Below are 14,648 nucleotides of genomic sequence, written 5' to 3'. Positions count from 1 at the left end.
CGACCAAAAGGTCCGGTTGATCGCCGATTATTTGCGCGATACGCCGGATCCGGACCGTGGCTGGGCATTGGCGGCGCTGGCTGGCACGCTTAGCATTGCGACGGTGAAATCGGCGGCGATCCGGAGTATGGCCGAGGAACGCTTTGACCCCATGCTGTTCCGCATGAGCCGCGATTATGTGGGGGATACGGCAGAGACCGTCGCGTTGATGTGGCCGGACGTTCATGCTGATGCCGCTGCGCCAACGGTTTCGGAGGTCATCGACCTGCTGAATACCGCAAGCCGTTTGCGTGCGCCCTTATTGCTGGCGGAACTGATGGACAGGCTGGACGCCAATGGCCGTTATGCGCTGCTGAAACTGGCAACAGGTGGCATGCGCGTTGGCATATCGGCGCGACTGGCCAAAACCGCTTTTGGGCAGGCCTTTGGCCTGTCCGTGGATGATGTTGAAGAGGTCTGGCACGCGCTTCGTCCGCCTTATGCGGAGCTGTTTGCGTGGGGCGAGGGCAAGTCCGCGCGTCCCGACCCCGCCGACAGCGCGTTTTTCCGGCCCTTCATGCTCGCGCATCCGTTGGAAGAGGGGAGCGTGGATCTGGAAGATTTCGTCGCCGAATGGAAATGGGATGGAATCCGTATCCAGATTGCGTCAACCGGCGGCGAGACGCGGTTATTCAGCCGGGGTGGCGATGAGGTGACGGCAGCCTTTCCGGAAATCGCCGCCGCCTTCACCGGCATTGGCGTGGTCGATGGCGAATTATTGGTGCGCGGCGATGTGCAAGGGGGGGAGGCGGCCAGTTTCAATGCGCTGCAACAACGCTTGGGCCGTAAGAATGTGACCGCCGCGATGCAGGCGGAATATCCGGTGTTCGTGCGGCTATACGACATTTTGTTCGACGGGACGCAGGATCTACGCAGCCAGTCTTGGAGCGTACGGCGGGAGCGGCTGGAATATTTCGCCGCGAGACTCGACACTGTCCGGTTCGACCTGTCCGCGATCATCGCAGCGCGCGATTTCGACCATCTGGCGGAAATGCGTGCAGGTGCGCGTGAAGCGGCGATTGAGGGCGTCATGCTCAAGCGGCGCGATTCGCCTTATTTGGCAGGCCGCAAAGTCGGCCTTTGGTACAAATGGAAACGCGAACCGCTCGTCGCCGATTGCGTCATGATGTATGCGCAACGCGGGAGCGGGAAACGCTCGTCTTTTTATTCGGATTATACCTTTGGCTGCTGGACGCCCGACGGCACCTTGTTGCCCGTGGGCAAGGCCTATTCCGGGTTCAGCGATGCGGAGCTGAAATGGCTGGACCGTTTCGTGCGCGACAACACGGTTGCGCGCTTTGGTCCCGTGCGTGAAGTTGAAAAGTCATTGGTGCTTGAGGTCGCGTTTGACGCGGTGCACGAATCGAAGCGGCATAAATCGGGCATCGCGATGCGTTTCCCGCGCATCTCCCGCCTGCGCCGCGACAAGCCAGCCGATGAGGCAGATACGATTGCGGCCCTACGCGCTATGATTGGTTAGAGAAACGCCCGCACATCGGCCATGAAGCGGTCGAACTGGTCATGGTGCAACCAATGGCCGGCATTTTCATATTCCACGACCTTTGCCGTCGGGAAATGCGCGAGACGCCCGTCCTTTTCGGGGTTGGATGCGCCGCTATTGGCGCCATACATCATCATCACCGGACAATTGATTGACTGCCACAATGTTAAAAGATTTTCGCGGGGCATGTCGAAAATGGCCCAAACATTTAGGTAATGGTCAAATTTCCAGCTCCAACTTCCGTCTTCGTTGCGGCTGATGCCATGCACGGTCAAATGCCGCGCTTGTTCGTCGGTCAGATAGCTGTTTTCGGTCTTCATTCGTTCATACGCGGCTTCGATATTGGGGTATCGCTTTGGCGTGCGACCCGCGGCGTTGCGTTTATCCTCTATCCACTGCCGGAAACGTGTCTGAATACCAATGGCGTCCCGCTCCACCTGCATTTTCGGGGATAGACCGAGTCCTTCGATCGTGATCATTTTCCGGACATTTTCGGGGTAGAGCCCTGCATAACGCGTCGAAACATTGCCGCCCATGGAATGGGCGATGATGCTGACGGGGGCAAGGTTCAATTGATGGATCAACTGCGCCAGGTCGTAAACGAACGCAGACATTTCATAATGGCCATCGGGCGACCACGCGCTGTCGCCATGGCCCCTGAGGTCGGGTGCAATGATATGCCAGTCGTGGCGCAATTCCTCCGCCACCCAATCCCAGCTACGTGCATGATCGCGGCCACCATGGACCAAGAGCAACGGGGGTGCGTCGGGGTTACCCCAGTCGACATAATTTAGCCGAAGGCGTTGGGAAATAAAGCTGTTGGTGATGGGGCCATGCAAAGTCATTCTGCGGCTAGTAATTGTTCTGCGCCCCCAAGGTCAACTGATACCAGTCGGCTGATGCCCTGTTCAATCATCGTCACGCCAAACAGACGGTGCATCCGGCTCATCGTCACGGCATTGTGGGTGACGATCAGGTAACGCGTCTCGGTCTCTTTCGTCATCGCGTCCAGCAAGTCGCAGAAACGTTCGATATTGGCGTCATCCAAAGGCGCGTCGACTTCGTCGAGGACGCAAATCGGGGCGGGGTTGGTAAGGAACAAACCGAAGATCAGCGCAACAGCCGTCAGCGCCTGTTCGCCGCCCGACAGCAAAGTAAGCGACTGCAATTTCTTGCCCGGCGGTTGCGCGAAAATTTCAAGGCCAGCCTCCAACGGATCATCGCTGTCGATCAGTGCAAGATGTGCTTGGCCGCCATTGAACAGGGTCGAAAACAGGCGGCGGAAATGGCCGTCTACCGCCTCAAAAGCGGTCAGCAGCCGCGCGCGGCCCTCGCGATTTAGACTGCCGATGGAACCACGCAAGCGGTTGATGGCGAGGGTAAGCTCTTCGCTTTCGGCAACGCTTGTGCCTTGCTGCATTTCCAGTTCGGCCAGTTCGTCGGCGGCAATCAGGTTGACGGGTCCAATGCGCTCGCGTTCGTTTTGTAGGCGGTCGAGGCGGTTCGATTCCAGGCCCGCATCGTCCATCGCATCTTCATCAAAGTCCCATTTTTCCGGCAGGACGGGCGGCGGGCATTCGAACCTTTCCCCCGAAATCCGGCCCATTTCGACGCGGCGCTGTTCCTGATTTTCGGCACGAGCTTCGGCGCCTGCGCGGGCTTCGCGGGCAACAGATAGCATCTCGGCGGCGACCGACAATTCGCGTTCAAATGCGCGCAATGTTGTTTCATGCGCTGTTTCGGCGGTTTGCAGGCCAGCGAGCTTCTCGGCCAATTGCTCTTTGTCTGCCCGCAAAGTAGCAATGTCGCGGGCCAGCATTTCCGGCCTTCCCGCGTTCTCTGCTTGCTCAGTAGAGATGGCGGCGCTGCGTGCGTTCATTTCGGCGATCCGGCGTTCGGCTTCGCCGGCGCGTTCCTGCCAGCTGCGAATCTCGACCATCGTCACGGCGCGGTGCTCGCGGCTTTGCGCGATGCGTTGTTCCAGCCCCGACAGGTCCGCCTGATTGCGCGCCAACAGGTCGCGGGTTGCCGCATGCGCTGCCGCAAGATTTTGGACGCGGTCGGCATGATGCGACCCGTCGGGCAGGGCATGACGTGCCGCGTCGGCGGTTGTGCGCTCCGCTTGCGCCTCGGCCAGATCTTGCTCGGCGGCTGCCATTCGGTCGCCAAGCGCGGCCTGTGCAGATTTTAGCCGCGTCAACGCGTCTTCGGCTTGATCGACTGCGCGCAATGCTTGGCGCAACTGGCCTTCTTTGGCGACACGCGCCGCCGCAGCCGTGCGGACTGCGTCCTGCGCCGCTTCAATCTTATCCGTCATCTGCAAAATGCTTTGCGCCTGCGCATCGAGCGCGGCTTGGGCAGGCGCGATGAGCATATCCAATTCGGCCAAACGATTGGCGCGGACCAATTGTTCTGCAATCGTCGCGCCGTCGCCATCGGTTGCAAAGCCGTCCCAGCGGCGCAGCCTGCCTGCCAGCGTCACCAGACGTTCGCCGAGGGCGAGTGGCTTGCCATCATCCGTTTCGGCCACGCGCACCATCGACAATCGCGCCGCAAGCTCTGGCGGTGCATCGACAAAATGAATGAGGGCGGTGTCGGCGACTGTGCCAAGCGCAGCCGCCCCGCCCAGCCAGCGGCGCCCCGTTTCGCCGCCAATGCGCGCATCTGCATCTTCACCCAGTGCAGCGGCCAAAGCGTGTTCATAGCCTGGCTTCACCGATATATGGTCGATGGCCTTATTGCCTTGACCTTTGGTCAAGGAACGCTGCAGCGCGCTCTGTTCAGTCAATAACGCGGCGAGTTCAGCCTTCGCACTCGCAATGGCGACTTGGGCAAGATCGCGGGCGGAGATCAGCGCGGCCCGCTGCGCCTCGGCGGTTTCATGCGCCTTGCTGTCCGCTTGCAATTGTGTCTGCAGGCTTTGGACGTCCGCATCGGCTTGGTTTTTGGACGCGGCATATTCCGCCTCATTCCCCAAAGCGTCCCGTTCCGATATGATCCGCGCGCAAGCCTGTTCGGCCCGCTCCGCACGCGTCGCCGCCGCCGACAGCGCGGCATCGGCCACGCGCAATTCGGCATCTGCGCGCGCTTGTTCAGCCGACGCATTGGCCAATGCTATTTCGCTCTCGCGCGCTTGCCGTTCGGCATTTTCCGCCGTGCGCAGCAAAGCAGGGCGTTCCTCCTCTTGCGTTTTAATCTGCTCGGCCAGCTTGACGCTCTCTGCCTGCAAGCGGGCAAGCGCATCTGCCGCATCATGGGTCAGCCTGCCCTCGCGTGCGCCATCTTCGGCCATGCGCGCCGCTTGCGCCGCGAGGTCGGATTGGCGCTGGATGATCCGTTCATGCTCGCCCGTTAGTTGCACGAGCCTGTTCGACAGATCACTGGCCGCATCGCGCGCCGCCATCGCCAGTGCCCGCGCATCGGCAAGTTGTTGCACAGCCTCTTGCTGCTTTTCGGTCAGGACGCGCTGAGCGACGGCGGCGTCCTCAACCGTCTTTGCCGCTATATTGGCCTCGGCGCGTGCGGCATCTGCTGCTGCCTTGGCCTCACGCCAGCGGACAAAGATCAAACGGGCTTCTGCCTGCAACATGTCTTTGGTCAATGTGCGATACCGTTCGGCTTGCTTCGCTTGGCGGCGTAACTGTCCCGCGCGGGCGTCCATATCGGCAAGGATGGTCGCCAGCCGTGCCAAATTGCTCTCTGCCGCACGCAGCTTTTGCTCGGCATCTTTGCGCCGGACGTGCAGGCCAGCGATGCCAGCCGCCTCCTCCAGCATCTGTCGGCGTTCTTGCGGCTTGGCCGAAATTATTGCGCCAATACGCCCTTGGCTTACCAAAGCAGGGGAATGTGCGCCGGTTGCGGCGTCGGCGAAGATCAGCGCGACATCCTTAGCGCGCACATCGCGGCCATTGGACCGATAGGCGGAGCCCGCGCCGCGCTCGATCCGGCGGGTGACTTCCAATTCTTCGTCACTGTCACTGTCGGCAGTGTCGTCGCTGCGTTCCGCCAAGATCGTGACTTCAGCAAAATCGCGCGGCGGGCGTGATGCGGTTCCGGCGAAGATCACATCTTCCATGCCAGCGCCGCGCATCGATTTGGCGCTGCTTTCCCCCATCACCCAACGGATGGCTTCCAACAGGTTGGATTTGCCGCAGCCATTTGGCCCGACAATGCCGGTCAGCCCGCTCTCAATCCGCAGTTCAGCAGGCTCGACAAAGCTTTTGAAGCCGACAAGTTTCAGCTTCTTTATCCGCAAGGGGCGAACCCCGTTGCGGCTAAAGCGATGTCATGGCCCCCCCAAGCCATGTTTAGCGTGCGCCGGCCTCAACCAGCTTGCTTTTCACCTGCACCCATGAACTGGCGTCCAACTTCGCACCGTTCAGCAGGAAGAATGGCGTGCCAGCCACATTGTCTTCCTTCGTCCCGCGCTCGGTTGTTTTGATCAGCGCATCAATCGCGGCCTTGTCAGTCAAACACGCTTTGGCTTGGTCTTCGCTAATGCCCCGTGACTTCACAAATTCGATCAGGCCCAATCGAGTGCCAAGCAAAATTGAGACTTGTTCAGGCGACATTTTCTGCATGGCCAATTGGTCCGCCTCAGTCACACTGCTGATTTTGCCAAGCCATGTAGGCTGTTCGGTATAGAGCTGCTCAGTCAGCGGGAAGAATGCCTCCGGACCGCTGCATTGTGCCAAAAGAAAACCGGGAATGTCCTGAATACCATGGACCAGGAATGGGCGGAATTCCATCGACACAGTGCCGTCATTAACCAGCTTGTGCAATTCCTCGGTCGACTGCATCGAAAATTGCGCACATTGGGGGCAGGTGATTGCGCCATATTCAATCAGCTTCAATTTTGCATTGGGGTTGCCCATTTGATAGCCACCAAATTCGGTTTTGGTGACAACATCGACCCACGCTTGATCGGCAGGGGCGGCAACCTTGGCAAGCGGCTCACCTTTGGGTGCGCCAGCATTATCCGCACCGCCGCAAGCGGCAAGGGCCATGGCGGCGGCGGTTGTCAAAATGAATGTCTTGATACGCATAGGATATCCTTCTGTCTGGAATCTCGGTTTACTTCAGTGCTGCCTGTAATTCAGCAACGTTATGAATATGGTCCTGCAAAACGCCATTGACCAAAAATGCGGGCGTGCCCCGCACACCAAGCGCGGATCCTCTTTCGGTCATACCAATGACAAAATTAAACGCCGCTTTGTCCGCCAAGCAGGTTTTGGCTTGCGCTGGTGTGATCCCGCGTTGTTGCATGATCGGGCCAAGGCCGATTTCGTCAAAGGTGCTGACCATGAACCCTGTATAATCTTCGGCCTTCAATTTGTCGCGCGTGGCGGCGCTGATGTTTTTGGTTTTGCCAGACCAGATGGCCTGAGTCGCCAGCAAATGGCGCTGATTGCCGAAGAATTTTGCCTTACCGCCGCAGCGCGCCAACATGGCAGCCGTCAGATCGACGGGATTGAGCACCATGTTGCGAATTTCGAGGCTAGCCTTGCCAGTGGCTACAAATTTCGCCTTGAACGCGGGTGCTTGTTGCATTTCAAAATCTGCGCAATGGCCGCATGTGTAGCTTAAATATTCGACCACTTTGTTTGGCGCAGCCGGGTTGCCGATTATATGCGCGCCCTTGTCCGTGACCGTCACGGTCGACAGCCATTTGTTGGGTGCAGGCGCGGCAACGATCGCGGTCGACAGCGCCATTACGCCCACCAAAACTGCGCCCAGATATTTTTTCATATGTGACATTCCGCTGGACCTCATGCTTCGAACCTTAGCTTGCGCATTTGCTGTCACTCGCCGCCTTTGGCAAGGCTTTTTGCGAGGCTTTCGAGCACGGCGAACAGTTCAGGATCGCCAATTTCGCGCAAGGAATCGCCCAATTCCATCGGCACAGGTTTCAACATGGGCGCGGCGGTGGGCTGGCGCAGCTTTGGCTTGGCGACTGGGCCTTGGCGGACTTTGACCCGCGCCACGGCTCCATAGCCAAAAAAGCGGTTCACACGTTCGATGATTTCGGGAAGCACATGCTGGATCATGGTCGCGTGCGCGCCCTCCACCGTAAGTTCCAGCGTGCCGTCGGATTTCTTGCCAATCGGAAAGCGGATCGCCTCTGGCGCGGACACAGCGGCATAGCGCGCGCCGACGATTTCATCCCAGCGGCTGACGACAGAGCTTTGGACGAAACCGAATTTCCGAAATGCGGCGCGTCCGATATCGGGCATGAGCGACGATACAGACCTCGCCTCCCCACCGCGCGGGCGCTGAAATGTTTTGGGCGTCAGCGCCTTTTTGGTGCCTTTTGGCGGTGGTGGTGACTTGCCTTTATCCATCCCCTCATCCATGCCATTTTTCATGTCCGCCGTCCAACACACCATCCATAAATCTGGGGATATCGCCGCGCGCTTGCTGGCGCATTATGACGTGCATGCGCGGACGCTGCCGTGGCGCGCGCCGCCGGATCAGGGATTTGCCAACCCTTATCATGTGTGGCTGTCGGAAATCATGTTGCAGCAGACAACGGTCGCGGCGGTGGGGGCCTATTTCCAAAAGTTTACGCACATCTGGCCGGACTTTGCGGCGCTGGCGGCGGCGAAGGATGCGGATGTCATGGCGGCATGGGCTGGCCTTGGCTATTATGCTCGCGCGCGCAATTTGCTGAAATGCGCACGCGTGGTTGTGGCGGACTATGAAGGTCGTTTGCCGCAGACCGAGGCGGAATTACTGAAGTTGCCCGGCATTGGCCCTTATACCGCCGCTGCGATCGCCGCGATTGCGTTCGGGCAAAGGGCGGTTGTCGTCGATGCCAATGTCGAACGCGTCGTGTCGCGGTTGTTTGCGATTTCGACGCCTTTGCCGCAGTCAAAACCCCTTATTCGCGCGGCGACCGACAGCATTACGCCCAACAACCGCGCTGGCGACTTTGCGCAAGCGATGATGGATTTGGGGGCGGGCATATGTTCGGTGCGCGCGCCATCTTGTCTCATTTGCCCCCTTGCCTTTGCCTGCGATGCCAAACATTTGGGTAATCCCGAAGTTTACCCTGCCAAAACGCCCAAGGCCGCCAAAGCACAGCGTACAGGGAATGCATATTGGATCGAGCGGGATGGACATGTCTGGTTGGTGCGCCGCGAGGACAAGGGCCTTTTGGCGGGCATGCGCGCTTTGCCAGATGATCAATGGACGGCGCGACGCGATGGCCATGCGACGCCCCCTGCACCTGCCAATTGGCAAAAATTGTCACTGCAAGTGTCACATGTTTTCACGCATTTTTCGCTTCTGCTCGACATTGCCGTTACGTCATGGCCAGCAGGCGCAGACGACCCCAAGGACGGCGAATGGTGGCCATTAAAATCGCTCGACAAGGCTGGTCTGCCGACCCTATTCAGAAAAGCAGCAGAGGCGGCGATGCACGCAGGGGAGAGAATATGAACACGCAGGATAGCGGACAGGCCATGATTGGTCGGCGCGGGTTTTTAACATGGGGCGGCCAATTGGCCGCAGCGGGCGCCATAAGCGCCTTTGCGCCAGCGCGCGCTTGGGCACAGGCGGCCGATTTATATCCGACCATCCGGACGCAGTTTGAAAGCTACATCTCTTCGGGCAAGCTCCCCGGTGTTCTCGCCACCATTGGTCGCGCGGCTGGAATGCCCGATGTCATCGCCATGGGCACGCAAGGGCTGGGCGAAACGACGCCAGTGAATATCGACACATTGTGGCGCATTTATTCCATGACGAAGCCTGTCACCGGCATTGCCGCGATGATCCTTGTCGACGAAGGCAAGATGAAGCTGGATCAGCCGATTGCCGATTTCTTGCCCGAATTTGCCAATATGACCGTGCTGACCGATCCGGAAAAAAGCTTGGACGCGGTGCCAGCCAAGACGCAGATTACCCTGCGGCATTTGCTGACCCATACCGCTGGCTTGGGTTATTCGATTGTCACTAAGGGCCCATTGTTGAAGGCCTATCTGGATAATGGCATTACGCCGGGCATCATCAGCCGCTTTCCCATTCCGGGTCAGGCCGCAAGTGCGCCGACCCCTGATCTCAAGACATTTGCCGAACGGCTTGCAAAGCAGCCTTTGATTGCCGAGCCGGGCACGAAATGGAGCTATTCCATCTCGCTCGATTTGCTGGGCCGTGTGATTGAAGTCGCAAGCGGCATGGATTTTGAGGCGTTTTTGAAGGCGCGCATTTTTGAACCGTTGAAGATGACGAGCAGCTATTTCCAAGTGCCCAAGTCGGAAACCAAGCGCTTTGTATCCAATTATGCGCCTGTGAATGGCGTGTTGTTCCCGATCGATCCTGCAACGACGAGCATTTATCTCGACAAGCCAGCCTTTGCCTTTGGCGGTGCGGGCATGGTGACGTCCGCGCGCGATTATGACCGGTTCCTCAACATGCTTGCCAATTATGGTGAATTGGATGGCGTCCGCGTGATGTCAACGGCGACCGCCAAACTTGCCATGTCCGATTTACTACCATCGGCGGTTTCAACCAACGGCACCTATGCCGACGGCGCTGGCTTTGGTGCGGGTGGCCGGGTCGGCAAGGGCGCGAATGACGGTGTGTTCGGCTGGGGCGGTGCGGCTGGTACGGTGGCTTTTGTCGACCCAAGACGCAAATTGCGCGCCGTTTGCATGGCGCAATATATGCCAAGCAGTGCCTATCCATTGCCTCAAGACTTTCCCAAATGGGTCCTGAAGGACTTGGGCTTGCCAGCTTGATGCGGTGCCTGATCCGATGATGGCTCCAGGTTTTACGGGCTCACCGCTCGACCGTGCGGACCGTATCCGCAATGATCCAGAGGCCTTTGGCCTGTTGCTGGGCGACTGGCGCGCGCGGGTGTTGGGCCTGGACGGGCTTGATCCGCGCGTCACCGACGCAGGCGAATTGCACTGGCATTCTTTGGCGGAGCTGGAGGGGTCGGAGGAGCTTATCCTGCTTGGCCTGTCCGATGGTAAGCCGTATTTTGTGGCCGTGGTCGACGCGACGGGCGATGCGTTTCGCTCGCCTGCTATCTGGCGCGCTTTGTCGACGCTGCCTGCGGGGGATGCTGCGATCTATGGCACGGCGCGCAGCCTGATCGAATGGCATAATGGGCATCGTTTCTGCGGACGTTGCGGCGCGGCGACGGTGTTATTCCGCGCTGGCTGGGGCCGCAAATGCGGCAATTGCGAAAAGGAACATTTTCCGCGCACGGACCCTGTGGTCATCATGCTCGCCGAATTTGAAGGCAAGGCATTGGTCGGGCGGCAGACCCGTTTCCCGCCCGGCAATTATTCGGCGCTGGCGGGCTTTTTGGAACCCGGCGAATGCATTGAAGAGGCCGTCCGCCGCGAAATCCATGAAGAAGCCGGCGTCACCTGCGGCGCGGTGCGTTATGTCACCAGCCAGCCCTGGCCCTTTGGCGGGTCGCAATTGATGATTGCCTGCACCGCCGATGCGCTTGGGGAAGCCCTCACGCTCGACACGGACGAGATTGAAGATGCGATGTGGGTGACCAAAGAGGAGGCGATTGCCGCTCTGAAAGGCGAGGCCGACCGCCGCTTCAACGCGCCGCCACCCTTTGCCATCGCACATAGCCTGCTGCGCCATTGGGTATCGCAATAATGGCTGAGGCCGTGCCGCTGCGCATCGACATCGTTTCGGACGTGGTCTGCCCATGGTGCATCATTGGCCTGAAGCAAGTGGAGCAAGCGCTCACGCTTGTCGGCCAAGACATTGCCGCCGAAACTTATTGGCATCCGTTCGAACTCAACCCGAATATGCCGCCCGAAGGTGAAGATACCGCAGAGCATATCGCGCGCAAATATGGCAGCACGCCCGAACAAAGCCGCTCCAACCGGAACAGGCTGTCCGACATCGGCGACAGTGTTGGCTTTGCGTTTAATTATGGCGAGGGCATGCGCATTTATAACACCTTCAACGCGCATAAATTGCTGACCATTTTTGGCAGCGAGCGCGGATGGCGTGCGCAGACGGCGTTGAAAATGGCTTTGTTCACGGCCTATTTTCAGGACCGCCGCGATGTGAGCGACACCGACGTCTTGTGCGATATCGCTGAGACGCAGGGCATGGACCGCGACGTGGCTTTGGCATGGATCAACGATGCCGCGCTCACGACGAGCGTGCGGGCAGAAATGTCGCATTGGGCCGACCAGAATATCACTGGCGTTCCTGCAATCATCTTCGACCAAAAATATATGGTCCCCGGCGCCCAAAGCGCCGAGACATTTGCCGATGTGATTAACAAGGTGTTGGCGAAGCGGGCCGCCGCCTAAACCAACCCCATTTTCATCAATTCATTCAGCATCTTCGGCGACATTTCGTCGCGGCCGTCGGTTTCTACCGAATCCAGATCGGGCGGGGCGTTGGCTTCTTCGAGATAGCGCCAGCCCTGATGCGCGCGCTTGGGTGTCGAGCGGACGGTGATGAGCTGGGGTACAATGCGGATCCAATGCCGGCCAGCGCCATTTTCCATAAAGCCGATGATCGGGCTTCTGCCGATGATTGTGTGCGTGTGAATCCAATAGAGCGAACCGCCCGCCATTTCTGCGACACGCTTGGGCAAATAGCGGGTGGTAATCCGCACTTCGCCATCTTGGGCATATGCCGCAAGCCGTTCCCGCAGATGCTGCGGGCTTTGCGCGCCAAAGGCGATTTTGGTCATGTTCAAGGGCATAAGGATTATGTGCGAACTGCGCGGCTAACCAGCAAGGCCGCTGAAGACCGCGAGGCCAAGAAAGATGAGAAAGCCCATCGAATCGGTAATCATGGTGACAAAGATGGAGCTTGAAACCGCCGGGTCTTGATCGAGCCGGTCCAGCAGCACCGGAATGGCGACACCGGACAATCCAGCCAATGAAATATTGCACAATATCGCCACCGCAATGACGCTAGCGAGCAGCCAGTTGCTGAAAATCAGGCCAGCGCCCAAACCAGCGATCACCGCGACCGTTGCGCCAATGAGCAGCGCCACGCGGATTTCGCGCCAAATTGAGCGCATAGTGTTGGACTGGGTCAACTGATTGGTGGCCAGCGCCCGCACCGTCACGGCCAAAGTCTGCGTCCCTGCATTGCCGCCTATGGACGCGACGATGGGCATCAAAACCGCGAGCGCGACCATCGTTTCAATCGCCGCGCCAAATTGCGCAATGATGAAACTTGCGACCATCGCCGTGCCCAAATTGGCAATCAGCCAGCGGACGCGCGCCTTGTAGCTTTCCGAAATCGGCTCGTTAATGTCGCCTTCGCCAGCACCCGACAGGCGTAGGATATCTTCGTCGGCTTCTTCCTGCACAATATGGACAATGTCATCGGCGGTGATGACCCCCACCAACCGGCCAGAACCATCGACGACAGCCGCAGAAATCAGGGCATATTTCTGGAAACGTAACGCGACCTCTTCCTGATCCATATCGACCGGGATGAGCGTTTGTTCATGCATCATGATTTCGCTGACCGGCACCTTGCGCTGGCTGCGCATGATCCAGCTCAATTTGCATGTGCCAACAGGCTTATGCTGCGGATCGACGACAAAGATTTCCCAGAATTCGGTGGTCAGGTCTTGGCGATCGCGCAGATAATCGATGAGCTGACCCACGGTCATATGTTCCGGCACCGCGACCAATTCACGCTGCATGATACGGCCAGCGGATTCGTCGGGATATGACAACGCATCTTCAATGACGGCGCGGTCTTCGGGGTCCAGCTCGGCCAAAACGGCTTGCTGGTCCTCTTCCTCCATATCCTCGATAATCGCGACCGCGTCATCGGTATCCAACTGTCCGGCAAGTCCGGCAACTTGCGATGCGGGCAGGGCGTCGATGATGTCTTCGCGGACATAATCGTTGACCTCGGCCAACACCTCGGCGCTCATCAGGTCGCCTAGGCTAATGGCGAGTATACCGCGCCGTTCGGATGGCGTCAGTTCGAGAAGGTCGGCAATGTCGGCTTCGTGCAGGGGTTCCACAAGCCTGTAGACTTCGTCGAGATCGCCGTCGTCAACAGCGTCGAGAACGCGGTCAACATAATCGCGCGTCAGGCGATTGTCTTCGTCCAGCGTTTCCATGATTTCGGGGTCAATGATGGCCGGGTTGGCGATGTCGCTGGTCAATTGCGGGCCTCCCGTTTTTCAATCTGAGACGTTATAGTAAGAATTCGCCCCTCCTACGCAGGCGGCGTCAAAAAGCAATGATTTTGGCTTTGCACCTATGCGATGCATCCCCTAGGGCGGCCATCATCCATTTTAAAAGCCTGAAGGAATATCAATATGGCCGATGAAACACTTACCCTTTCGCTCGACAGCGGCGACGTTGTTATCAAGCTGCGTCCTGATCTTGCCCCCAACCACGTAGCCCGCATCACCGAACTTGTCGGCGAAGGTTTTTACGACGGCGTGAAGTTCCACCGCGTCATCCCCGGCTTCATGGCGCAGGGCGGTTGCCCCAATGGCACTGGCATGGGCGGTTCGTCGAAGCCAAATCTGAAGCAGGAATTTAACGCAGAACCGCATGTGCGCGGCGTTTGCTCCATGGCGCGGACCAATGATCCGAACACCGCCAATAGCCAGTTTTTCATCTGCTTTGACGATGCCAGCTTTTTGGACCGTCAATACACCGTCTGGGGCCAAGTGATCAGCGGTATGGAGCATGTTGACGCTTTGCCAAAGGGTGAGCCACCTGCGAACCCTGGCGTAATCCGCAAGGCGACCGTAGCTTAATAATCAAGACTATAAGCAAAAGCGCGCGGGAGGCTTATTGGCTTCCCGCGCGTTTTGTTTGCTTATAATCGGGTAGTGATTAGTCGCTGCCACCTTGTGTGGGCTCAGGCGGACGCATCGCGGCCATTGCGGCTTTCAATTCGTCCATTGAAATCTTGTCGTCCTTATCGGCATCAATATTCGAAAAATATTGCACCAACGGACCTTGCGCCTCGTCTCTGGCAATGAAGCCGTCCTTATTGGCATCGAGAAAAGCGAAAATCTGCTCTGGCTGTGGCCCGCCACCGCTTGGCGCGGGCGGCGGTGCATCTTGCGCCATTGCGGCGGATGAAAGCAGGAGTGCCGATACGACGGCGAATGACTTTAGCATGT

The 14,648-nt window shown here is 58.5% G+C and carries 14 protein-coding genes; 6 read left to right on the top strand and 8 right to left on the bottom strand.

Annotated elements, in window-relative coordinates:
- A partial coding sequence (locus tag Q0O07_RS08255) for a cisplatin damage response ATP-dependent DNA ligase (protein WP_295492394.1) occupies positions 1-1,519 on the top strand: 1,519 nt, incomplete at its 5' end.
- Here Q0O07_RS08255 and Q0O07_RS08250 read toward each other — a convergent pair.
- Genes Q0O07_RS08250 through Q0O07_RS08230 form a run of 5 tightly spaced genes read right to left on the bottom strand, consistent with a single transcriptional unit; the run spans position 1,516 to position 7,881 of the window.
- The gene (locus tag Q0O07_RS08250) at positions 1,516-2,385 is read right to left on the bottom strand and encodes an alpha/beta hydrolase (RefSeq protein ID WP_295492392.1); all 870 of its coding nucleotides are present in this window, start codon (positions 2,383-2,385) and stop codon (positions 1,516-1,518) included. The two genes, Q0O07_RS08255 and Q0O07_RS08250, sit on opposite strands and share 4 nt — an antisense overlap.
- Entirely contained in the window at positions 2,382-5,795 is a 3,414-nt protein-coding gene (locus Q0O07_RS08245; protein ID WP_295492390.1) for an AAA family ATPase, read from the bottom strand. Before Q0O07_RS08245 ends, Q0O07_RS08250 begins: the two co-directional genes overlap by 4 nt.
- A 52-nt stretch (positions 5,796-5,847) precedes the next feature.
- A complete protein-coding gene (locus Q0O07_RS08240; RefSeq protein ID WP_295492388.1) occupies positions 5,848-6,585 on the bottom strand; it encodes a thioredoxin domain-containing protein in 738 nt (245 codons plus the stop codon).
- 28 nt (positions 6,586-6,613) lie between these two features.
- A complete protein-coding gene (locus Q0O07_RS08235; RefSeq protein ID WP_295492386.1) occupies positions 6,614-7,288 on the bottom strand; it encodes a thioredoxin domain-containing protein in 675 nt (224 codons plus the stop codon).
- 53 nt (positions 7,289-7,341) lie between these two features.
- Entirely contained in the window at positions 7,342-7,881 is a 540-nt protein-coding gene (locus Q0O07_RS08230; protein ID WP_295492407.1) for a DUF721 domain-containing protein, read from the bottom strand.
- A 22-nt stretch (positions 7,882-7,903) separates the two neighbouring features.
- Here Q0O07_RS08230 and Q0O07_RS08225 point away from each other — a divergent pair, with 22 nt between their 5' ends.
- From Q0O07_RS08225 to Q0O07_RS08210, 4 genes are read left to right on the top strand one after another with little or no spacing between them, the layout of a single operon-like run.
- Positions 7,904-8,980, top strand: coding sequence for an A/G-specific adenine glycosylase (locus Q0O07_RS08225; protein ID WP_295492384.1), 1,077 nt, complete (start codon positions 7,904-7,906; stop codon positions 8,978-8,980).
- On the top strand, positions 8,977-10,278 hold the full coding sequence (locus tag Q0O07_RS08220; RefSeq protein WP_295492382.1) for a serine hydrolase: 1,302 nt from the start codon (positions 8,977-8,979) through the stop codon (positions 10,276-10,278). The genes Q0O07_RS08225 and Q0O07_RS08220 overlap by 4 nt, the downstream gene beginning before the upstream one ends.
- A 16-nt stretch (positions 10,279-10,294) precedes the next feature.
- Positions 10,295-11,164 carry an NAD(+) diphosphatase gene (gene nudC, locus Q0O07_RS08215; RefSeq protein ID WP_295492380.1) on the top strand — a complete coding sequence of 290 codons (870 nt, stop codon included), beginning with the start codon at positions 10,295-10,297 and terminating at the stop codon, positions 11,162-11,164.
- The gene (locus tag Q0O07_RS08210; protein ID WP_295492378.1) at positions 11,164-11,835 is read left to right on the top strand and encodes a DsbA family oxidoreductase; all 672 of its coding nucleotides are present in this window, start codon (positions 11,164-11,166) and stop codon (positions 11,833-11,835) included. Before nudC ends, Q0O07_RS08210 begins: the two co-directional genes overlap by 1 nt.
- On the opposite strand, the gene Q0O07_RS08205 is transcribed toward Q0O07_RS08210, so the two are convergent.
- Both Q0O07_RS08205 and mgtE read right to left on the bottom strand, forming a co-directional pair.
- Positions 11,832-12,236: a DUF1489 domain-containing protein gene (locus Q0O07_RS08205; RefSeq protein ID WP_295492376.1), complete on the bottom strand. Its 405-nt coding sequence runs from the start codon at positions 12,234-12,236 to the stop codon at positions 11,832-11,834. The genes Q0O07_RS08210 and Q0O07_RS08205 overlap by 4 nt on opposite strands.
- Before the next feature lie 24 nt (positions 12,237-12,260).
- Positions 12,261-13,625: a magnesium transporter gene (mgtE, locus tag Q0O07_RS08200; RefSeq protein ID WP_295492406.1), complete on the bottom strand. Its 1,365-nt coding sequence runs from the start codon at positions 13,623-13,625 to the stop codon at positions 12,261-12,263.
- Positions 13,626-13,826: 201 nt separating this feature from the next.
- Here mgtE and Q0O07_RS08195 point away from each other — a divergent pair, with 201 nt between their 5' ends.
- Complete coding sequence (locus Q0O07_RS08195; protein ID WP_295492374.1) at positions 13,827-14,276, top strand: peptidylprolyl isomerase; 450 nt, start codon at positions 13,827-13,829, stop codon at positions 14,274-14,276.
- Between the two features lie 79 nt (positions 14,277-14,355).
- Here the strand turns inward: Q0O07_RS08195 and Q0O07_RS08190 are convergent, their stop codons facing one another.
- Positions 14,356-14,646, bottom strand: a complete 291-nt coding sequence (locus Q0O07_RS08190; RefSeq protein ID WP_295492372.1) for a hypothetical protein — start codon at positions 14,644-14,646, stop codon at positions 14,356-14,358.
- Positions 14,647-14,648 lie beyond the last annotated feature (2 nt).

Source organism: Sphingorhabdus sp. EL138, from assembly GCF_945890115.1.
In the GTDB taxonomy this organism is placed as follows: Bacteria; Pseudomonadota; Alphaproteobacteria; order Sphingomonadales; family Sphingomonadaceae; genus Sphingorhabdus_B.
The sequence above is the reverse complement of the archived record's forward strand: the minus strand, read 5'-3'. Positions and strand labels throughout refer to the sequence as shown.